This window comes from Paenibacillus sp. CFBP 13594 (assembly GCF_014842675.1).
GTDB lineage: Bacteria > Bacillota > Bacilli > Paenibacillales > Paenibacillaceae > Paenibacillus > Paenibacillus amylolyticus_B.
In genome coordinates this window covers 454,417-476,748 of record NZ_JACYVQ010000005.1, presented here as the reverse complement: position 1 = coordinate 476,748, position 22,332 = coordinate 454,417, and the positions used below count along the sequence as shown (strand labels likewise).

Below are 22,332 nucleotides of genomic sequence, written 5' to 3'. Positions count from 1 at the left end.
AATCTCTTTAAAATGATATAGCTAGTTTTACTTCCAGTATGCCTTCACTTGTTGAAACATCGGTTGCTTTCACAAACGAGAGGATTTTCTGTGGATAAAACCCAAGGTCAAATTCTTTTTCCAGCATTCGGCGAGTGGTGTCTGGTAATTCAAGTTGGTTGAATACAAGTTTGTCCACATGAAAACGAATGGAGTTTTGAGGTTCATTTTCTACCGTATAATGTCCTTCAATGCTTAATTGCAACTGATCCCGCTGACCGGAAGCTATTATCTTATCCTGATTAAACTGAAAGGCAAAGTCTTCAAAGATGGGATTTTGCGAACGTAAAAATGCATTAAGCTCATCCTGCCCAATACGAATCGTATACGTTGTTCCAGTTGTGGATATGCCTCCGTTTTGTTTTTGGATAAAGTCAGGCAGGTTCTGCATGGCAGATGCCAATGCTTTGAAATATCGTTTCACCTCATAGATGCCGATATTCTCCCAATAGAGGGTCAGTTCATCCATCAGTTTCTGAATCGCTGCCGCATCTCCGCTGGTGGCTATTTGGGCATCTACTTCTTTTTGCAAGGTGACTACACGTTCCCGCTGGTTTTGAAGATTAGTCTTCATTTCGGTTAGTTCTGCTGTAGTCTGACGAATCTGAGTGGAAGTCTGTTGCAGGTTGCGGTACCGGTCCTGATACTTGTCCAGCACAGCCTGATCCCGTCCAATAATAATCTGGTAATAATCATACAGTACAAACAGGTCTTTGAATGACCGGGCTCCCAGGACCGTCATAAGAAGACTGTCGCGTTCTCCAGTATAGTAGGACCTCACTACAGCTCCGGCCCGATCTTGCTGAATATGTATCTGTTCTTCTTGATCCTGAAGCTGGACAGATAATGTCTCGTATTGTTGAGCCAGCTGCTTCTGTCTGCCTGCGATACGTTCAATTTCGTGATCGATTTCAACGATGGATAGACTTTTTTGCAATATCTCACGTGTATCCTCAGGTGAAGACTCTCCATAGGCATAGGTTGAGGGTAGTTGCAGGAATACGATGATGCATAATATAAATGCGGCAATGCCGTTATGACGTCTCAACGATCATTCTCCTTTCCACTTCTTCAATGACAATAGTACAGGCTAGTTGTCTTCCAGACAATATATGAAACAATTACGTGAATTATCCTTAGTGGTTACATAACACCATGAACAACCATTTAATCTGAACACAACAAAAAAGCAACCCGACAGATATCGGATTACTTTGATGCTGCAGGTGGATTATAGCGGCAAACCCATTTGGAATACGGTCCAGTAGCTGAACCCCGTGAATGTGACGATCATATAACCCCAGAAGAGCAATATGTACGTTCTTTCAGTAAATTTCAAGTATCCCAAAATGACAAAAAACGCAGTCTGCAGGAAAAAAAGCAAAGCCATTTCGACCAGATCTCCCGCAAAAGCCATCAGGCCAATCGCAAGCGTGAAGAACCCGAGTACCCGAAACATGCGTGCCACGGTAAATCCTCCTCTCCTAAGTACGTTCATAGATTGTCTACACAACATTATACCGGGAAAGGAAAAACGTGTAAACAAATTTGGATATGAAAGCGAATTCTTTTTTTGCTCAAAGTAAGTATAGAGGGATATGTTTTACGTGAGTCACGTATGAGCAAGCCTGAATGTGGAAATACATTTTAGTATGAAATCAATTCTATGAACTCTATGAGAGGCATAAGAATGAATGAAGCAGCTTTTATACCTAATTCACATACCGGGCTTCCGGTAATGCGGACGGTTATTTTAGGATGTTGTTAGGAGGGTATTATAGCATGACTGCAGTGAGACAGGATGCTTGGAGTACAGAGGACGATTTGATATTGGCTGAGGTTACTTTGCGTCATATTCGGGAAGGCAGTACACAATTGGCCGCTTTTGAAGAGGTAGGCGAAAAAATAGGCAGAACATCTGCCGCATGCGGTTTTCGCTGGAACAGTTGTGTACGTAAAAAGTATGATTCTGCCATCAGTAACGCCAAGGCACAACGACAAAAACGAAGTTATCTCAGAAAGCAACCAGCTATGCTCGGACCGCAGGTTGCAGCATTGTCTACCCTGGACACTGAAGAACATCTGTACAAATCAGATGGGATTTCAGACGATTCATTATCGATGGATGCAGTAATCCGCTTCCTGCGACAATGGAAGGGAACCGTGCAGGAGAGCAATCGTCAACTCAAGATGCTGGAGAAGGAGCTTCGCGAGAAAGAAGATGAATTGCTTGAACTACGTCTTGAGAATGACCGTCTTTCCAAGGAAGTGAATGAAGTGCAGACGGATTACCGTGTGGTGAATGACGACTACAAAGCTTTGATTCAGATTATGGATCGGGCTCGCAGACTCGCATTCTTGTCCGAAGAAGAAGAGGAACTTAAGACACGTTTCAAGATGGATGCCAACGGAAATCTGGAACGAATTGAGTAACAAATTCAGACGTTTGATTTGTGAAAGTCAGGTATGAACCCGCCACACCTCCGTTACAAAACGGCAGGTATGACGGGTTTTTAGTTTGGTGTTTTTGTTCTATTATAGATAATAGAAGAGAAACTACTGAAGCGGAGAGGAGTGCATCATATGATCATTGACATCGTAGGAGCGGGGGCACTGGGTCTTTTGTATGGCGGGAAACTGCTGGCGTCAGGTAACCAGGTCAGATTTTGGACCAGAACAACAGCTCAGGCAGACCTCCTCAGCCATAATGGAGTAACCATTGTAGAACAAGACGAGGAGATACATATTCTACCGGATCAAATACAGGCGAAACCAATAAGTGAGCTGACTGACACATGGAAGAATACACCAGGAGAATGGTTACTGCTCATGGTTAAGCAGACAAGCATGGATGATTTCATTCATGAGATTAGTCCATTACAAGATCATGTGCTGAATATCGCTTGTTTTCAGAATGGGATGGGCCATCTGGCAAAACTTCAAGCAGCTTTGCCAAAGTCGCTTCTGTGTAGTGCAGTTACAACAGAAGGTGCGAAGCGTACACAAAGTCAGGTGACTCGTGCAGGTACAGGTGAAACCAGGCTGGGGAGGTACAACATACATATAGTAGCTTCTACCTCTATAGAGGAGAAGAGAACATTTACTCTGTCGGGATCGTTGCAGCAAGCAGGATTTGACTGTGCAGTGTCGAATGAAATCGATAAGCTGATATACAGGAAACTATTGATTAATTCAGTCATTAACCCGCTCACGGCAGTATGGCGAATCCCTAATGGAGAATTGATCGTTAAAGAAGAACGAAAGAGGCTAATGCGCCAGTTATATGATGAAGTATTGTTAATCTACTCTGCAAGTGGAATATGTTTGGATCAGGATATGTGGGATCAACTGATATCGGTCTGTCGTTCTACTGCCACGAATACTTCCTCCATGCTCGCAGATGTTCTCGCTGGACGTGGTACAGAAGTGAGGTCAATTAACGGTCATATTGTAAATATGGCGCAGAAGTTGGACCTTGTTGCACCTACACATGAAATACTGCTTCATCTGATTGAAGGAATGCAACCGGAAGGAGTGAATTAATGGGACTTTTTATTGTGTTGAGCATATTGCCCTTTTTTCCGTTCTTTCTTGTCTATTGGGGCATGTACGTATGGAAAAAAGACAAACGGAACGCCATGCGGATGGCAATGGATATAACTACTTTTTTTCTTGTTTTTTCAGTATCGGCGTTATTCAACTTAACATTTGATTCGAGTTTTGGTTTTTATCTGACATTATTACTCATACTACTAGCACTTGGATTTATCGGAGGTGCGCAAAATCGACTAAAGGGGAAGGTCGATGGGGGGAGAATGTTCCGGGCCGTATGGCGCATGGCCTTCATCATTATGAGTTTTGGGTATATTTTGTTTACTTTATTTGGATTATTTAGATACTTAATGAAACAGATGTAAGGTTACATAACGCAAAAGAGGCAAAAAATGTGTCGATTTTGTCGAATACTGAAAAAAACATTACTTTCTGAAAAAGTAATGTAGATTTTTTTGACCGGTGGTTGTATAATCTATAAACATATAAACCATATCAATTTAGGGGGAACGTGTTAGATGAAAAGGAAAAGTCTATTAGTCCTTTTGACGCTGATTTTGGCGTTCGGTACCGTACTTGCAGCGTGCGGATCGAAAAACGAAGGCACAGGTAACACCGATACTGGTTCTGCAAACGAAGGAAATGGTCTTGCTAAAGATCAAATTCTGAAAATCAACCTGTCAGCTGAACCTCCTACGTTGGACCCGGCTCAAGCAAAAGACAGCCAAACCAACACAGTTTTGAAATTCTTGTACGAAGGTCTTGTACGCATCGATGCTGATGGTAAAGAACAAGCAGGCGTAGCTAAAGACTGGACAATCTCCGAAGATGGTTTGAAATATGTTTTCAACCTGAACCCGGATGCTAAATGGAGCAACGGTGATGCAATCACTGCCGAAGACTTTGTTCGTTCTTGGGAACGTGCTTTGAAACCGGAAACAGCTTCTCCATATGCTTACCAATTGTACTACATCAAAGGTGCTGAAGGTTACAACCTCAGCAAAGATGAAACATACAAAGGTACTAAAGTCACAGATTTTTCACAAGTAGGCGTTAAAGCTACTGATGAGCACACATTGGAAGTAACGTTGGAAAACCCAACACCTTACTTCTTGGGTCTGACAGCATTCTACACGTACTACCCAGTACATGCATCTGCTGACACAAATGACAAATTCTTCACAGACTACAAAAACATGATTGTTAACGGACCATTTGTAATGGATCAATATTCTAAAGGTCAAAAAATTGTTGTGAAGAAAAACGATGGTTATCATGCAGCTGCCGATATTAAATTGGCTCAAATCGATATGTCTCTGACAAACAGCAGTGCTTCCGAGCTGCAAGCTTACAAATCAGGACAATTGGACTACACTGGTGCACCTAACGGTGAAATTCCATCCGACCAAATTCCTTCTGTAAAAGCGGAATTGCCGGACGAGTTCAAAGCTACTGGTATTGCAAGTACGTACTACTATCAGTTCAACGTAAACGAAGCACCATTTAACAACGTTAAAATCCGTAAAGCATTTGCAATGGCAATTCAACGTCAGCTGATTGTTGACAAAGTTACACAAGGTGGACAAATTCCAGCATTCGGCTTTGTACCTCCAGGTATCCGTGGTGAAAACGGCGAATTCCGTGATGAGCACAAAGACGATTACTTCACAGAAAATGTGGAAGAAGCTAAAGCATTGCTTGCTGAAGGTATGAAAGAAGAAGGTTACACAACATTGCCAGCTGTTACGTTGATCTACAACACTAGTGATGGTCACGCAAAAATCGCTTTGGCGGTTGCTGACATGTGGAAACAAAATCTTGGTGTTGATGTGAAAACAGAAAACCAAGAGTGGGGCGTATTCCTTGAGAACCGTCAAAACCAAAACTTCCAAGTAGCTCGTGCAGGTTGGTCTGCTGACTACAACGATCCATACAACTTCTTGGAAATGTGGACTACTGGAAACACAAACAATGATTCCAAATTCAGCAACGAACAGTATGACAAAGATGTTAAAGAAACTGTAAAATCTGCTGATCCAGCTGCACGTATGGCTGCATTTGCTGACGCTGAGAAAATCCTGATTCAAGATGAAATGGGCGTTATGCCAATCTATTACTACACTAACGTATCTTTGACCAAGCCTTACCTGAAAGGCGTACAACTTGATTTCAGTGGAGCTATTGACTTCACGCGTGCATATCTGGAAGAGAAATAAGTTGTTCTGAAGTCTAATATGAATACTTCGGGATATATATGTGGAATTCCATATATATCCCGATTTTTTGTATGTGTACCGATTTTCCTTATAATTCTTGAAATTTCCGATAAATGGATTGGACTTTATTTCTGTCTAATTCTACAATCGATTTGTATACAAAATATTGTTTGTGGAGGTGTGCAAGGGTTGGTTAAGTATGTGTTGAAAAAACTATTATTTATGCTGCTATCGCTTTTCATACTCGCATCTGCAACCTTCTTCCTGATGAAGGCTATTCCGGGTGACCCTTTTACATCCGAGAAAAAAGTGTCGCCTGAAATTCGGGTCTTGCTGGAACAGAAGTATGGATTGGACAAACCGATGTATGAACAATACCTGAAGTATATGGGTGGAATCATTAAGGGAGATTTCGGAGTCTCAATGAAATATCTCAATCGAGATGTAGCCGGAATGATCGGTGAAACATTCACCGCTTCGCTGAAGCTTGGAGTATTTGCAATTGTTATCTCCATTATCGTGGGTGTTCTGCTGGGCCTTATTGCTGCAGTTTACCATCGTAAACTCATTGATGATATCACGATGATCCTGGCTGTCATAGGGATAGCTGTTCCGAGCTTCTTGCTTGCCTCACTATTGCAGTACCTCTTTGCTACTAAGTTAGGCTGGTTTAACGTTATGGGCTTTGATGGTCCATTGGATTATGTTCTTCCGGTTGCAGCGTTATCTGCATCTCCGATTGCTTTTATCGCTCGTTTGACGCGTTCAAGCATGCTTGAAGTATTACATGCAGATTATATCAAAACAGCTAAAGCCAAAGGTCTGAAATGGCCTGCAATTATGTTTAAACACGTTGTAAGAAACGGTATTCTACCAGTAGTAACTTATGTTGGTCCAATGACAGCGAATATCATCACAGGTTCCGTTGTAATTGAACAGATCTTTAACATCGGGGGAATTGGTAAAGTATTCGTAGAGAGTATCACAAACCGTGATTACACTATGATCATGGGGATTACGATTTTCTATGGTATCCTCCTGATGTTGGCTCGTTTCTTTACGGATATCGCTTACGTGCTGATTGATCCTAGAATTAAGCTGGAAAGCCGGAAGGGGGCATAACGTTGTCTGGCACGAATAATAAAAAGAATGAAACGGCGAACACGAACCTGACTAGTCAGGCAGCGGTTAAACCGCAAGAAAGTGTATCCCTTTTTAAAGATGCCATGTACAGACTTGCAACCAATAAGGCTGCTATGATCAGTCTGAGTGTATTGGTTCTTGTCGTGATTTTCTCTTTGATTGGTCCAACTTCTTTGTTTACAAGTTATAATTATTATTCCAATGATTTGTTGAATGCCAATGCAGCGCCGAGTGCGGAGCACTGGTTCGGTACGGACGAGCTTGGTCGTGACGTGTGGGTAAGAACTTGGGTAGGAGCACGTGTATCCCTTACTGTAGGTTTGGCCGCAGCCTTGATTGACCTTGTTATCGGGGTTATTTATGGAGCGATCATGGGTTTCTACGGTGGACGTGTAGATGGAATTATGAACAAGTTTTCCGAAATCCTTTACTCATTGCCGTACATGCTTGTTGTAATTTTGTTGCTGGTTGTACTGGAACCAAGTCTGACAACGATTATCATTGCCCTCACCATCACAGGCTGGATCAGCATGTCATGGATTGTGCGTGGTGAAATTATGCAACTCAAAAACAGAGACTTTATTCTTGCTGCAAGGTCCATGGGAGCAAGCACAGGGCGTCAATTGTTCCGTCATTTGCTACCCAATGCAATAGGACCGATTCTTGTAACATTGACATTGTCTATTCCAAATGCAATCTTTGCCGAAGCGTTCCTGAGCTTCCTTGGATTGGGTGTATCAGCACCAAGATCTTCACTTGGTTCTATGATCAATGATGCACTTACAGGCTGGACGCTATTCCCGTGGCGGATGTGGTTCCCAGCAGGTCTGATGGTTCTTACAATGCTTGCATTTAACTTGCTCGGAGACGGTCTGCGCGACGCACTAGATCCGAAATTACGTAAATAGAAACAGGAGGTGGGATTATGGAGCCGATTTTAACTGTCAAAGACCTGAGTGTGTCGTTCTCAACACGTTCTGGTGAATTTGATGCCGTTAAACATGTGAGTTTTGAACTTGGCAAAGGAGAGACGCTGGGGATCGTAGGTGAATCGGGTAGTGGTAAGAGTGTTACCGCCCAAACCATCATGAAATTGATTCCCTCCCCGCCTTCGAAGGTCAAAAGCGGAGAAATTACTTTTCACGGGCAAGACCTGCTGAATAAGACAGACAAACAAATGGAAGCGATTCGTGGTAAAGATATCGGTATGATCTTCCAAGATCCAATGACTTCATTGAATCCTACCATTAAAGTTGGTAAACAAATTACTGAAGTATTGCGCAAGCATCAGAACATGTCCAAACAAGCGGCGAATAAAGCGGCTTTGGAGATGCTGGAACTTGTAGGTATTAAAAATGCGGCTATTCGCATGAATCATTATCCTCACCAATTCTCTGGTGGTATGCGTCAGCGTGCCATGATTGCGATCGCGCTTGCATGTCGTCCATCCCTTCTGATTGCGGATGAGCCGACAACTGCACTTGACGTTACAATTCAGGCTCAAATTCTGGATGTCATGAAAGACATGCAGCAAAAGCTGGGAACATCGATCATGCTGATCACGCATGACCTTGGTGTCGTAGCGGGTATGTGTGACCGTGTTGTTGTTATGAAGGAAGGCGAAGTTGTTGAAACAGGAACAACAGCTGAAATCTTTAGTAACCCTCAACATCCATACACCATTAAATTGCTGAATGCTCTGCCTCGTCTGGACGAGCCCAAAAAGGAAAAAGCAGCTCCGGCTGGTATTATCAAAGGCAGCAATAAGCCTCTGGTACAAGTGAAAAACTTGAAACAGTACTTTAATTTGGGTAAAGGTAACATTCTCAAAGCGGTCAATGACGTAAGCTTTGATATCTTTGAAGGTGAAACACTTGGCGTTGTAGGCGAGTCTGGCTGTGGTAAATCAACAACAGGTCGTACCATTCTGCGTCTTTATGAGCCAACTGGCGGAAATGTTAACTTCAACGGAACGGATATCTATAAGTTGTCCCCGCGCAAAATGAAAGAAATGCGTAAAGATATGCAGATGATCTTCCAAGATCCATATGCATCTCTTAACCCGCGTTTCAATGTTATGGATATTATCGGGGAGTCACTCGATATTCATGGCCTGGCTTCCAGCTCTAAAGAGCGCAAGAGACGAGTGGAGGAACTGCTTGATCTGGTAGGTTTGAATCCAAGTCATGCACTTCGTTATCCACATGAATTCTCCGGTGGTCAAAGACAACGGATCGGGATTGCGCGTGCACTTGCTGTAGACCCTAAATTCATCATCTGTGATGAGCCATTGTCTGCACTGGATGTATCCATTCAGGCGCAGGTCGTTAAATTGCTTGAAGAACTTCAGCAACGTCTCGGCTTGACATACCTGTTTATTGCGCATGACTTGTCAATGGTTAAACATATCAGTGACCGTGTAGCTGTAATGTACATGGGTAAAGTGGTTGAGCTCGCAGAAAGTGAAGAACTGTATGCGAACCCTGTCCACCCTTACACCAAAACATTGCTTTCCGCGATCCCTGTACCTGATCCGGAAGTGGAAGCGAACAAACGTCGCATCTTGCTGCCAGAAGAGCATATGAGCCCGATTCAGAATGGATCTGGCGGTCCTGCAAATGATCCGTACAACCTGGAAAATTCTCAATTGATTGAGGTTTCCAAAGGTCACTGGGTTGCAGAACCTTACGTATAATAGGAATATTAAAGCGATATGCTATTATTGATGTATTAAATGCCGCCGACTCGTTCGGCGGTTTTTTTCGTATTTTGATCACTTTCTTTTGACGAAGCGGCCTTGAATTCGGTACAATCAAGAAAGGCTCTTTGAAGCAGAATAGGAGGCAGACCTCATGAACGGTATTACCGAGGCACTCCGCAGCGGATCAAGACTTGCAGAAGATTATATCTGTTCAAGAGATGCTGCGCGTGGCCTTTACGAGTATGACATTCGCTGGGAATCAGGACTTCAGGCGCGTGCCGAGTGGGTGGACCAATCGGAAAACACACGTATTGATCGTCGTGATCTGGCAGAGTATTTACGTATATATAATAAGCGGGTGAACGACCATGGAGAGGTTCATGCGTCCATCACACGTCTTGCAGAACAAGATGCACTAGTGGTTACAGGAGGACAGCAGAGCGGTCTGTTGACCGGACCTCTGTTCGTCATATACAAAGCCGCCAGCGTAGTGGCAGCTGCGCGTGAAGCGGAAGAAAGACTTCAACGCCCGGTAGTCCCAGTATTTTGGATTGCCGGTGAAGACCATGACTGGGATGAGGTTAACCACACTTATCTACCTGATCATCAGGGAGACATGAAGAAGGTTAAGTTACAAGGACGATTCGCAGGAAGGGATTCTGTGAGTAATGTTCATGTGGATTCGCAGCAGTGGGTGAATGTACTCGAACAGGTGGAACATCTTTTACCTGATACGATACATAAACCAGGACTGATGAAATGCATCACAGAGATCCATCAATCCAGTTCAAATCTGAGTGATGCGTTTGCTCGCATGATATCTGCCTTGTTTGCCAGTAGTGGACTTGTTCTAATGGATGCATCGGATCCAGATTTACGCAGGTTGGAACAGCCCGTGTTTGAGCGGTTGATACGAAAAAATGAAGTGCTGCGCAGCGCATACACACAAGGTGCTTCGCTGGTACAACAAGCTGGTTATGCTATGCCTGCCGAAGTAGCGGAGGATGGAGCCAATTTGTTCTATATTCATGAAGGTACGCGTCTGCTCTTGTTGTTGAAGGACGGTCTATATAGTGATCGCAAAGGTTTGGTTTCTTTCACAGAGGAACGTTTGCTTCAGGAACTGGGAGAACATCCGGAGCGCTTCAGTAACAACGTATTGACACGACCATTAATGCAAGATTCCGTGTTGCCTGTAGCCGCTGTTATTTTGGGGCAAGGTGAAATTGCATATTGGGGTTTGACTCGGGAAGCATTCCGTCAGTTCGGCCTGCAAATGCCCATTTTGTTGCCGCGGTTGTCTTTCACCATTATGGAAGATGTTCATCACAAACATATGAAACAATATGGACTTTCTTTTCAGGATGTTCAATATCATATGGAAGAAAAGAAGGAGCAGTGGCTCGCACAGCAGGAGACGTTCCAGGTAGATGAACAGTTTGACAAGGTTCAGGAGGCGTTTCTTGATCTGTATGGACCGTTGCTAGATGAGATTGCGGAGATTCATCCTGGGCTGGAACGAATTGGCGATACCAATTTGAGTAAAATCAACGAGCAAATGCAGTATCTGAAACAGCAGACTCACAAAGCTATCGAAGATAAACACCATGTGAGTCTAAGGCACTGGAACGGCATTCAAAACTCCTTATTCCCAACGGGCAAACCACAGGAACGAGTACATAATGCACTCTTTTACCTGAATCGTTATGGCACCGAGTGGATCGATGAACTGATTAAGGCCTCAAGTGAATTCCTTGGAGAGCACAAGGTTATTGCACTATAGAGTCCTTTATAATAGAAGAAACACATAAACAAGGAGGATATGAAATGACTACACCTGCGTTGCAAAACAGTATTGTTAAAGATATGGGACTCGCTTCAGAGGGTCATCTGAAAATAGACTGGGTAGAGGCACATATGCCGGTATTAAACCGCATTCGTCGCCAATTCGAACAGGATCTGCCTTTCAAAGGTTTGAAGGTCGCGATTTGTCTTCATCTGGAGGCAAAAACAGCTTACTTGGCAAAAGTGATCCAAGCGGGTGGGGCGGAAGTAACGATTACGCACAGTAACCCATTGTCTACGCAAGATGATGTCTGCGCAGCATTAGTGGAAGACGGTGTTACAGTATATGCGAAATACAATCCGGAACCTGCGGAATTCAAATCTTTGCAACTGCGTGCGCTTGAAGTGAAGCCTGATCTCATTATTGATGATGGCGGAGACTTTGCAACCATTATTGCATCCGAGCGCCCTGACCTCGCAGCAACAATTCGCGGCGGAGCAGAAGAAACGACAACGGGTATTATTCGTTTGAAAGCATTGGCGAAAGAAGGCCAATTGAAGTTTCCAATGGTTGCAGTTAATGACGCATACTGCAAGTATCTGTTCGATAATCGCTACGGTACAGGACAATCTGCATTCGACGGAATTATTCGTACAACCAACTTGGTTATCGCTGGTAAAAACGTAGTGGTTGCAGGTTATGGCTGGTGTGGTAAAGGTGTAGCGATGCGCGCCAAAGGTCTTGGTGCGAATGTGATCGTAACCGAGATCGATCCAATCAAAGCGGTAGAAGCACACATGGACGGGTTCCGGGTCATGACAATGGTGGAAGCCGCCAAATTGGGCGATTTCTTTATTGCGGTTACAGGCAATAAGGATGTTATCACAGGGGAGCATTACGATGTGATGAAGGATGGAGCGATCCTGAGTAATGCAGGTCACTTTGATGTTGAAGTGAATAAACCTGAACTGGCTAAACGTTCGGAATCGATTCGCACAGTTCGCCGCAACATTGAGGAATATCGTTTCAAAGACGGTCGTAAGATGTACCTTCTTGCAGAAGGTCGTCTTGTGAACCTGGGTGCAGCAGATGGTCACCCTGCCGAAATCATGGATACGACGTTTGCCTTGCAGGCACTTGGTCTGCGTTATGTAAGTGAGAATTATGAAAACTTGGGTAAAAACGTTGTTAATGTACCTTATGATATTGATCAGCAGGTTGCCAGCTATAAACTTGAAAGCCTGAATATTGGCATCGACTCCTTGTCAACTGAGCAAGTGAAATACCTGGATAGCTGGAAATTTTAAGCACTATCCAATAATTACAAGCTGATGAAATGATTCAATAGGTATAGAATGGTTTATTGATGATATGGCTCATGTGCGGGTAGACATACGATTGCCCGTTTACGGGAAGCGTCTTTGATCCTGAGTGACAGGATCAAGGACGTTTTTTTTATGCTGAAAAAATAAAAAATCAAGTCATGCAAGAAGGGTTTTGATTTTTTTGTGCGAATCTATTATGCTTAGGTGGTGGAAAGTGGGGCAAAGTGGGAGAAACGGGTGAGGAGTGAGTGGGCCAATGTTTATGGGGGAGTTCCAACATAGCATTGATGATAAGGGTCGGGTTATCATTCCGGCTAAATTCCGCGAATCTCTGGGATCGTCTTTCGTTGTCACACGGGGTTTGGACCAGTGTCTTTTCGTGTACCCCATGGAGGAGTGGGGGGTCATGGAACAGAAGCTCAAAGCACTGCCATTGATGAAATCTGATGCACGTGCGTTTACCCGGTTTTTTTTCTCGGGTGCAACCGAATGTGAACTGGACAAACAGGGCAGGGTAAATCTGCCGGGCAATTTAAGAGAGTATGCCAAGCTGGACAAGGATTGTGTTGTTCTTGGCGTGTCGAACCGGGTGGAGATTTGGAGCAAAGGCATATGGGAGAGTTATTTCAATCAATCCGAAGAAGCATTCAACGACATTGCCGAAAAGCTGGTCGATTTTAATTTTGATTTATAAAGTCAGGAGGGGTGCAGGTTGTTTCACCACATAACCGTACTCAAAGAAGAGGCAACAGAGGGATTAAACATCAAGCAGGACGGTATATACGTGGACTGCACTTTAGGCGGTGGCGGACATAGCTCCGTGATTGCTTCCAAGCTTGGTCCAGGGGGACGTCTGATCGCACTTGATCAGGATGATTGGGCTTTGGACAATGCTCGTGAGAAGCTCGCAGCTTATGGAGAACGTGTAACATTGGTGAAAACCAATTTTCGGGATCTGGAACAGGTACTCAAGGATCTGGATGTACCAATGATGGATGGTGTGCCACAGGTCGACGGTATTTTGTACGACTTGGGTGTGTCATCTCCGCAATTTGATGAAGGAGAACGTGGATTCAGTTACAATCACGATGCTCCGCTCGATATGCGAATGGACCAGGATGCAATGCTGACGGCCAAAGAGATTGTGAATGAGTGGCCAGAAGAAGAGATTGCTCGAATTTTGTATCGCTATGGTGAAGAGAAGTTTTCGAGAAGAATTGCCCGTGTTATCGTCGGAAAACGAGCGCAGTCCACCATTGAGACGACAGGTGAACTCGTGGAATTGATCAAGGAAGGCATCCCGGCGGCAGCTCGACGTACTGGTGGACATCCTGCCAAACGCAGCTTCCAGGCACTACGCATTGCCGTCAACGATGAGTTGGGTGCGTTTGAGGAAGGTTTGCATCAGGCTGTTCGTTGTCTGGCACCAGGAGGACGTGTATCTGTTATCACCTTCCATTCCCTTGAGGATCGGATATGTAAACAGATTTTCAGCAGTTATCTGGAAAAATGTACATGCCCACCCGATTTTCCGTTGTGTGTATGCGGCGGCAAGGGGACCCTGCGTTTAGTTAACAGAAAACCGTTGATTCCAACGGAAACGGAATTGACCGAAAATTCACGTGCTCGTTCAGCCAAGCTGCGCGTAGCCGAGAAATTGTAGATCAAGAGTGGAGGAGAGAATCGGAGTATGGCATATACACGTGGTAATCTCGCTGTAAAAGAAAAAGCGTCCCAGGAACGTGTGACCCAGCAACGATACAAAGAAACCACCAAAGTGGTGACCCGTCGTACGGGTCTTCCGGCGCGCGAGAAGATTTTGTATCTGATTACCCTGGTTGCAGTTATCCTTGTTGGAGGAGCCTTGATGTCTCGTTATGCTCATATCTACGATCTGAACAAGCAGGCGCAGTCCACTATTTCGGATATCAAGGTGTATGAAAAGACGATCGCAGACCTGCAGGTGGAAAAAGAAACATTGAATAACCAGGTTATCGAAAATGCAAAACAACTTGGTTACGTTGAAGCTTCCGGTAAGGATGTCATTTATGTACCTCGCTCAACAAGTACGAAATCAACTGGTACTGAGTCGTCCTCGAATACAGCAAGCAGTAAGTAAAGAGGTGTTCCGATGATAAAAAGAATAAAGATGCGCACGTTGCTTATAGGGGGATGTATTACCCTCTTTTTTCTTGTACTCGTAACCCGAATCTTTTTCATTCAAGTTGTGAATGGCGGTGTATGGCAGGAACGGGCAGCCGGTTTGGTAGAGCGGGAACAGACGATTAAGGCTGCACGTGGAACGATTACGGATCGCAATGGTAACATTTTGGCTACTGACGCGCCTGCGTATACGGTTTCTGTTAATCCGTTATTAATTAATGAACTTGGAATTCAGGATGTTGTTACGGAGAAACTTTCTGCCCTTCTTGGGAAAAATGAGAGTGAGATGCGTGCTCTGGTCACTGCCAAAAATAAAGATGGAGTCTTCTATCAGCAACGTGAAGTACGCAGTGAAGGATATAAGATAAGTCCTGAACTTGCTGCACAAGTCAACGAGTTGCGTGAAGAACTGCAAGATGAATATAAGGCGCGTAATGCAATTGTGATGGCTCAGGAGTCGAAGCGTTTTTACCCTGAAGAAACACTTGCCTCTCACCTATTGGGATATATGAGCCGTGATGGGAAAGCTGTCAATGGACTTGAAGTCTCATATGATGAAGCACTGACTGGTACAGACGGATATCTGAATTATCAGAAGGATGCCAAAGGCATTAAACTTCCGGATTCACAGGATAACTATCTGCCACCTCAGAACGGTAAAAACCTTACGCTAACCATCGATGACACGATCCAGTTCTACATTGAGGATGCAATGAAAGAAGCCGTTGCCAAATATAATCCACTGAGTATGACGGTCATTGCAGCAGACCCGAGCACGATGGAGATTCTAGGCATGGCGAATTGGCCAACTTTTAACCCGAATTCGTATGGGAGTACACCTGATCAAAAGAATTTTATCAATCATGCTACTCAATCCATCTATGAGCCAGGTAGTACATTCAAAATAGTTACGCTGGCAGGGGCTGTAGAAGAAAAACTTTTCGATCCCAATGCAAGTTTCGAATCCAAACGCATGTATATCGGTGGTTTCCCAATTAGTGATAATGGACATGCCTATGGTTGGATATCTTATCTTGAAGGTGTCAAACGGTCAAGTAACATTGCCTTTGTTAACTTGGGTTATAACATGCTTGGTGGTGAACGTCTGCGTCATTACATAGACGAATTCGGTTTTGGTAAAAAGACAGGTATTGATCTACCGAATGAGTCAGCGTCACCGATCAAGCCACTTGTATACAAATCTGAGATTGCCACGGCAGCCTATGGGCATGGTCTTGTACAGGTAACACCAATTCAACAGGTCGCAGCCATCTCTGCGATCGCCAACGGCGGCAAATTGCTGGAGCCACATCTGGTGAAGGAGATCAAGAACCCGAATGATGGGACAACGGAAGTGATCAAACCTAAAGTTGTTCGTCAGGTGATTTCCAAGGAATCTTCCAAACTGGTGAGTGGTTATTTGGAACAAGTGGTTGCAGACCAAACGATTGGTACTGGTCGTAACGCCTATATTGAGGGTTACCGTGTAGCTGGTAAGACAGGTACGGCAAGAAAGGTTGTTAATGGAGCATACAGTAAGTCAAAAGACGTTGTATCGTTTATTGGATTCGCGCCCGTGAATAATCCGAAGATTGCTATACTTGTTGTCATTGACCAACCGGATGGAACCAACATTGGGGGAGGAACCGCAGCTGCACCGGTGTTCAAAAAGATTGTCAGCCAGACTCTTCAATATATGGGAATACCCAAAGATACAGCCAAAACTCCTGACAAAAAGTCAAAAGAAGTCTCTGTCGTGCAAGCCAAGGCACCTGACTTGAGTGGCAAGACAGCCAAACAGGCCAGAAGCCAGCTTCTAAGCGCAGGTATTGCTTATGTGACTCTTGGTCAAGGTGATAATGTAATTCGGCAGTATCCGGTTGCTGGCGCTTCTATGAATCCAGGACAACGAATCTATCTGCTAACGGAAGAAAGCAGCAAGATGAAGATTCCCGATCTAACAGGTGAATCTCTCCGTGATGCCCTTGAAGTACTTTCTCTCATGAAGGTGGGGGTTACGGTCAAGGGTGAGGGCTATGTCGTGAAGCAAACCGAGCAGGTCGCAGGTGAGCAGAGAACTGTGCAGTTGAACTTGCAAACTGCCAAAGCTGCAGTGACAGGTATAGCCGATGAGGCTCCGATCTCTTCTGATCCGTCGTCAGAAGCTGAAGTGGAGGAACAAGAGCCTTCGGGCGGAGAAGGTAAAACCGACGGAACAGACAAAACAGATAAAACAGATAAAACAGATAACAACAAGGCTCCTGCCAATGAATCCGAATCCTCTAATGATCCAGCCACAAACGGAGCTTCGCTTCCATAGGGAGCTCTGACAGCTTGTTCTAACCCCCGGTTGTCCTGAATATTCATGAATGGAACGAATGTCATGATTTTGGGACGAGTGGGGGGATCTTTTCGTGAAGGGATCAAGCGTAAATCTGCGGCGCAGGTTGCTATGGAGTTTAATGATTTTAGTTTTGTTATTTTCGGCCCTGATGATCAGGCTTGCTTATGTACAGCTCGGGGAAGGCCCTGAATTATCAGCAAAAGCAGAAGCATCCTGGCGGCGTAATATTCCTTACTCAGCCAAGCGGGGGGAGATCCTGGATCGAAATGGAACCTCTCTGGCCTATAATGTGACAACACCGACCATTATGGCCATTCCGGCTCAGGTTAAAGAAGCTGAAACGACAGCTAAAGCGCTGGCCCCATTGCTTGGGATGACGGATGAAAAAGTGCTCGCAACCATCAAGAAACGAGAACTCATTGTACGACTACAACCCGGCGGCCGCAAAATTACGATGGAGAAAGCTCAACGCATCCGTGATTTGAAGCTTCCGGGTATCGTTGTTGCTGAGGACAATAAACGTTTTTATCCTTATGATGATTTGGCTGCCCATATTCTTGGTTTTACGGGCATTGATAATCAGGGCTTAACGGGTGTCGAGAAGAAGTATGATGATAAGCTGAATGGTTTGAATGGCAGTGTGTCCTACTTGTCCGATGCGGCCGGAAGGCTAATGCCGGGCTCATCCGAGAAGTATGTGGAACCGAAGGACGGCCTTAACCTCAAGCTGACCATTGATAAATCCATTCAGTCCATCATGGAGAGAGAACTGGATCAGGCCATGGTGAAGTTTCAGGCGAACTCAGCATTGGCCATAGCGATGAATCCCAAAACGGGTGAAATCTTGGGGATGTCCAGCAGGCCGGGATACGAACCTGCCGATTATCAGCAATATCCAGCGGAGATATACAATCGCAATTTACCGATCTGGATGACCTACGAGCCGGGCTCCACATTTAAGATCATTACTTTGGCAGCAGCGCTTGAAGAGAAAAAGGTCAATCTGCAACAGGATCAATTTTTTGATCCCGGATATGTTGAGGTGGGTGGAGCCCGTCTGCGTTGCTGGAAAAAGGGCGGCCACGGAAGTCAGACCTTCTTACAAGTTGTGGAGAACTCATGTAACCCGGGCTTTGTGGCTTTGGGGCAGAGGCTGGGCAAAGAATCGCTCTTCTCCTATATTAAAGATTTTGGTTTCGGTACCAAGACAGGGATCGATCTCAGCGGAGAAGCCAGTGGAATTCTGTTCAAACTGTCCAGAGTGGGACCTGTCGAGCTTGCAACGACTGCTTTTGGTCAAGGTGTATCGGTAACGCCCATTCAGCAAGTAGCAGCTGTGTCAGCGGCCATCAATGGGGGTAAACTTTACAAGCCTTATGTTACGAAAGCGTGGGTCCATCCGGTCACAGGGGAAGTTATGGAAGAAGCCAAGCCAGAACTGGTTCGTCAGGTGATCTCGGAGAATACATCCAAACAAGTACGTGAAGCACTCGAGAGTGTTGTCGCAAAAGGTACCGGACGTCCGGCATTCATTGATGGATACCGGGTTGGTGGCAAAACAGGTACAGCCCAGAAGGTTATCAACGGACGTTATTCCTCGACTGAGCATATCGTATCCTTTATCGGATTTGCACCGGCAGATGACCCACAGATTGTGGTTTATACCGCAGTGGATAATCCCAAAGGAATTCAGTTCGGAGGTGTGGTTGCCGCCCCGATTGTGCAGAACATCCTTGAAGATGCTTTGCATTATATGAATGTACCTGTTCGGAAGGATCAGGTCGCCAAAGAATACAAGTATGGTGAAACCAAAATCGTGACAGTCCCAGACCTGACAGGAGCTACTGTTGAAGATCTGTACGAAGACCTGAACATGAATTTTATGCTGGCGAAGTCTGGCAGTGGTAAATACGTAATTAATCAGGCACCTAAGCCTGGGGCGAGGGTAGATCAGGGATCAACCATCCGCATTTATATGGGGAATGTACTGAACGATGCACATGATCACACAAAGGATGAATAACGGGGCTTAGGGGTAGTTTGAAGCTTCTAGCGCAACAAAATTCATCCAGGTGCGTTTCATTATTGGGTTGTATTGACGATATTAATAAATACAGACATATGTTAAAACAGAAGTATAATTGGAAAAGTGAGGTTATTCATGTGCTTTTAAAACAATTTGCATCGATGCTGACCACCGCCCGCCTCGTGGGCGAATCAAATACAGAATGCCAAAACCTTCAGACAGATTCCCGGCAGGTAAAACCGGGTGATCTGTTTATCTGTCTTCCGGGACATACGGTAGATGGTCATGATTATGCAGAAAAAGCTGTAAATGCAGGTGCAGTTGCATTGGTGGTTGAACGGCAGCTGGATCTGCCTGTACCACAATTGCTGGTGAAAGACAGCCGATTTGCGATGGCTGTTCTGGCAGATTTCTTTTTTGACTCGCCAAGCCAGAAGATGAATATGATTGGTGTAACGGGAACGAACGGCAAAACAACGACCACCTATTTAATTGAAAAAATCATGAGTGATTACGGGCGCAAGACGGGATTAATCGGTACCATTCAAATGCGGTATGACGGTCGCACCTACCCGATGTCAGGAACAACACCAGAGGCGCTTGATCTGCAGCGTAGTCTGCATGATATGGTTCAGAAGGGTACGGACTGCTGTGTTATGGAAGTTTCTTCTCACGCGTTGGAACAAGGGCGAGTAAAGGGAACGAATTTCCGCACTGCGGTATTCACTAACCTGACGCAGGATCATTTGGACTACCACCATTCCATGGAGGAATATCGCGGGGCCAAAGGATTGTTCTTTGCACGTCTGGGTAACGGTTATACGGAAGATGTCTCACAGCGTAAATTTGCTGTTATCAATGCAGATGACCCGGCAGCGGATTATTTCATCTCTGTGACTGCGGCTGAAGTGATTACATATGGCATGGGTGAAAAGGCGGATGTACGCGCATCCCAAATCTCAATCACGTCTCAGGGAACTTCTTTCCACGTGGATACATTTGCAGGCAGCACGGATATTCGCTTGCGCATGGTAGGCAAATTCAATGTGTACAATGCAATGGCAGCAATCTCTGCAGCGCTGGTGGAAGGTATTCCGCTGGAAGAGATCAAGCGCAGTCTGGAGACGGTTCCGGGCGTGGATGGACGTGTTGAAGGAGTGGACGAAGGACAGCCATTTGCTGTTATTGTCGATTATGCCCATACACCGGATGGACTGGAGAATGTGTTGCGGACGGTGAAAGAATTTGCCGAAGGGCGTGTAATCTGCGTGTTTGGCTGTGGTGGTGACAGGGACCGTACCAAACGTCCTCTCATGGGGAAAATTGCTGCGAATTATAGTGATTTTGTACTGGTTACTTCCGATAATCCACGGACAGAAGATCCGGATCTGATTCTCAAAGACATTGAACAGGGCCTGATTGAAGAATCCGTTCCTGCTGAACGTTATACGATGATTGTGGATCGACGCCAGGCGATTCATGCAGCTATTGAAATGGCAAGCCCAGCCGATGTAGTATTGATTGCGGGCAAGGGTCACGAGACCTATCAGATTATCGGCACAACCAAAACCGATTTTGATGACCGAATCATAGCCAAAGAAGCGATAAGGGGCAAATCCAATTGATAAAAAGAACATTGGCACAATTGGCCGAGATGTGTGGAGGAACATTAAGTGATGTTGCCGCTCATGGCAATGTAATGGTTGAAGGGGTGTTTACCGATTCGCGTAAACCTCTGGAAGGCAGTTTATTTATTCCGCTAGTGGGTGAAAGGTTTGACGGACACGAATTTGTGCAAGCCTGTCTAGAGAAGGGGGCTGCAGGCGCGATCTGGCAAAAGGATCATGGTATTCCGCCACAAGGAGCTGTCATTGTTGTTGACGACACACTTGTCGCACTGCAAGCACTCGCATCGGCTTATCTAACGGAGAATAAAGCAGCTGTAGTCGGCATCACAGGCAGCAACGGCAAGACAACAACAAAGGACATCGTAGATGCCATTCTCTCAACGACGTTCAAAGTGCATAAGACACAAGGCAACTTTAATAATCACATTGGTTTACCACTGACTGTACTAAGCATGGACCCGGATACCGAGATTATCATTTTGGAGATGGGTATGAGTGGTCGCGGGGAAATTAATGATTTGTCGGTTATTGCTCAGCCAGATGTAGCGATTATAACCAATATTGGTGAATCTCATCTGCTTCAGCTGGGGTCCAGATTGGAGATTGCCAGAGCCAAAGCCGAGATTGCCGCGGGATTGAAGCCTGGCGGGTTACTGATCTACAACGGAGACGAGCCTTTAATTGCACAAGTCCTTGAAGAGCCCGCAACGAAACAACCTGAGGGATTGCAGCGGTTTACATTTGGTCTGCAAACCGATAATGATGACTATCCTACCGGAATTATGAATGCGCAGAACGGCGTAGTTTTCACCACCAAACAGTCTGGAGAACATGCATTTACGCTACCTCTGCTGGGAACGCATAATGTCGTTAACTGTCTGGCTGCTTTGGCTGTAGCCCGTCATTTCAAAGTGACGACAGAGCAGATTGCAGCGGGATTGTCTCGCTTGAAACTGACAGGCATGCGTATTGAGGTTACTCAAGGCGTTAGTGGTCTAACCCTGCTGAATGATGCATACAATGCAAGTCCAACCTCCATGAAGGCCGCAATTGATGTACTAGAGGGTCTGAAAGGATACCGCATGAAAGTGGCTGTGCTTGGTGATATGCTTGAACTTGGACCTGAAGAACAGAATCTGCATCTTGGAATTGGTGAGTATATTACATCTGCCAAAATGGACATGGTGCTCGTATATGGTCACCTATCAGCACATATTGCTGAAGGAGCAAGAAAGCATATGCCGGCAGAGGCTGTGCATGCTTTTATAGATAAAGAAGAAATGACCCGTTATCTACTGGAGAAACTACATCCCAGAGACGTTGTCTTGTTCAAAGCTTCAAGAGGCATGAAGCTGGAGGACGTGGTCGAAGCACTACAAATAGCACCATTACAGAATCGAGTAGACTAG

Annotated in this window: 18 protein-coding genes; 16 read left to right on the top strand and 2 right to left on the bottom strand. The window is 45.1% G+C overall.

Annotated elements, in window-relative coordinates:
• Positions 1–7: 7 nt before the first annotated feature.
• Positions 8–1,087 carry a hypothetical protein gene (locus tag IFU39_RS18785; protein WP_105599713.1) on the bottom strand — a complete coding sequence of 360 codons (1,080 nt, stop codon included), beginning with the start codon at positions 1,085–1,087 and terminating at the stop codon, positions 8–10.
• Between the two features lie 183 nt (positions 1,088–1,270).
• Positions 1,271–1,507 carry a DUF2626 domain-containing protein gene (locus tag IFU39_RS18780; protein ID WP_076332330.1) on the bottom strand — a complete coding sequence of 79 codons (237 nt, stop codon included), beginning with the start codon at positions 1,505–1,507 and terminating at the stop codon, positions 1,271–1,273.
• Between the two features lie 314 nt (positions 1,508–1,821).
• On the opposite strand from IFU39_RS18780, the gene IFU39_RS18775 reads away from it, so the two are divergent.
• The 16 genes from IFU39_RS18775 to IFU39_RS18700 all read left to right on the top strand — a co-directional run bounded on the left by IFU39_RS18775 (position 1,822) and on the right by IFU39_RS18700 (position 22,332).
• Entirely contained in the window at positions 1,822–2,472 is a 651-nt protein-coding gene (locus IFU39_RS18775; protein ID WP_076211575.1) for an RsfA family transcriptional regulator, read from the top strand.
• A gap of 150 nt (positions 2,473–2,622) precedes the next feature.
• Positions 2,623–3,582: a ketopantoate reductase family protein gene (locus tag IFU39_RS18770; protein ID WP_192134191.1), complete on the top strand. Its 960-nt coding sequence runs from the start codon at positions 2,623–2,625 to the stop codon at positions 3,580–3,582.
• Positions 3,582–3,956 carry a DUF3397 domain-containing protein gene (locus tag IFU39_RS18765; RefSeq protein WP_192134189.1) on the top strand — a complete coding sequence of 125 codons (375 nt, stop codon included), beginning with the start codon at positions 3,582–3,584 and terminating at the stop codon, positions 3,954–3,956. Before IFU39_RS18770 ends, IFU39_RS18765 begins: the two co-directional genes overlap by 1 nt.
• A 153-nt stretch (positions 3,957–4,109) precedes the next feature.
• A complete protein-coding gene (locus IFU39_RS18760) occupies positions 4,110–5,807 on the top strand; it encodes a peptide ABC transporter substrate-binding protein (protein WP_076211569.1) in 1,698 nt (565 codons plus the stop codon).
• A gap of 189 nt (positions 5,808–5,996) precedes the next feature.
• A complete protein-coding gene (locus IFU39_RS18755) occupies positions 5,997–6,929 on the top strand; it encodes an ABC transporter permease (protein ID WP_036614893.1) in 933 nt (310 codons plus the stop codon).
• Positions 6,930–6,976: 47 nt separating this feature from the next.
• Positions 6,977–7,858 (top strand): ABC transporter permease, encoded by an 882-nt coding sequence (locus IFU39_RS18750; RefSeq protein WP_370511422.1) that lies wholly within the window; start codon positions 6,977–6,979, stop codon positions 7,856–7,858.
• Positions 7,859–7,875: 17 nt separating this feature from the next.
• Positions 7,876–9,645 carry an ABC transporter ATP-binding protein gene (locus tag IFU39_RS18745; RefSeq protein ID WP_105599709.1) on the top strand — a complete coding sequence of 590 codons (1,770 nt, stop codon included), beginning with the start codon at positions 7,876–7,878 and terminating at the stop codon, positions 9,643–9,645.
• A 157-nt stretch (positions 9,646–9,802) separates the two neighbouring features.
• Complete coding sequence (gene bshC, locus IFU39_RS18740) at positions 9,803–11,434, top strand: bacillithiol biosynthesis cysteine-adding enzyme BshC (protein ID WP_192134187.1); 1,632 nt, start codon at positions 9,803–9,805, stop codon at positions 11,432–11,434.
• Positions 11,435–11,478: 44 nt separating this feature from the next.
• Positions 11,479–12,744 carry an adenosylhomocysteinase gene (locus IFU39_RS18735; RefSeq protein ID WP_091014053.1) on the top strand — a complete coding sequence of 422 codons (1,266 nt, stop codon included), beginning with the start codon at positions 11,479–11,481 and terminating at the stop codon, positions 12,742–12,744.
• A gap of 274 nt (positions 12,745–13,018) precedes the next feature.
• Positions 13,019–13,456 (top strand): division/cell wall cluster transcriptional repressor MraZ, encoded by a 438-nt coding sequence (gene mraZ / locus IFU39_RS18730; protein ID WP_091014054.1) that lies wholly within the window; start codon positions 13,019–13,021, stop codon positions 13,454–13,456.
• An 18-nt stretch (positions 13,457–13,474) separates the two neighbouring features.
• Positions 13,475–14,425 carry a 16S rRNA (cytosine(1402)-N(4))-methyltransferase RsmH gene (gene rsmH, locus IFU39_RS18725; protein ID WP_091014057.1) on the top strand — a complete coding sequence of 317 codons (951 nt, stop codon included), beginning with the start codon at positions 13,475–13,477 and terminating at the stop codon, positions 14,423–14,425.
• A 27-nt stretch (positions 14,426–14,452) separates the two neighbouring features.
• Positions 14,453–14,881, top strand: a complete 429-nt coding sequence (locus IFU39_RS18720; protein ID WP_036614881.1) for a hypothetical protein — start codon at positions 14,453–14,455, stop codon at positions 14,879–14,881.
• 12 nt (positions 14,882–14,893) lie between these two features.
• Complete coding sequence (locus IFU39_RS18715) at positions 14,894–17,245, top strand: penicillin-binding transpeptidase domain-containing protein (protein WP_192134185.1); 2,352 nt, start codon at positions 14,894–14,896, stop codon at positions 17,243–17,245.
• 94 nt (positions 17,246–17,339) lie between these two features.
• Entirely contained in the window at positions 17,340–19,292 is a 1,953-nt protein-coding gene (locus tag IFU39_RS18710) for a stage V sporulation protein D (RefSeq protein WP_192134183.1), read from the top strand.
• A gap of 140 nt (positions 19,293–19,432) precedes the next feature.
• On the top strand, positions 19,433–20,920 hold the full coding sequence (locus IFU39_RS18705) for a UDP-N-acetylmuramoyl-L-alanyl-D-glutamate--2,6-diaminopimelate ligase (RefSeq protein ID WP_341073695.1): 1,488 nt from the start codon (positions 19,433–19,435) through the stop codon (positions 20,918–20,920).
• Positions 20,920–22,332 (top strand): UDP-N-acetylmuramoyl-tripeptide--D-alanyl-D-alanine ligase, encoded by a 1,413-nt coding sequence (locus IFU39_RS18700; protein ID WP_341074262.1) that lies wholly within the window; start codon positions 20,920–20,922, stop codon positions 22,330–22,332. Before IFU39_RS18705 ends, IFU39_RS18700 begins: the two co-directional genes overlap by 1 nt.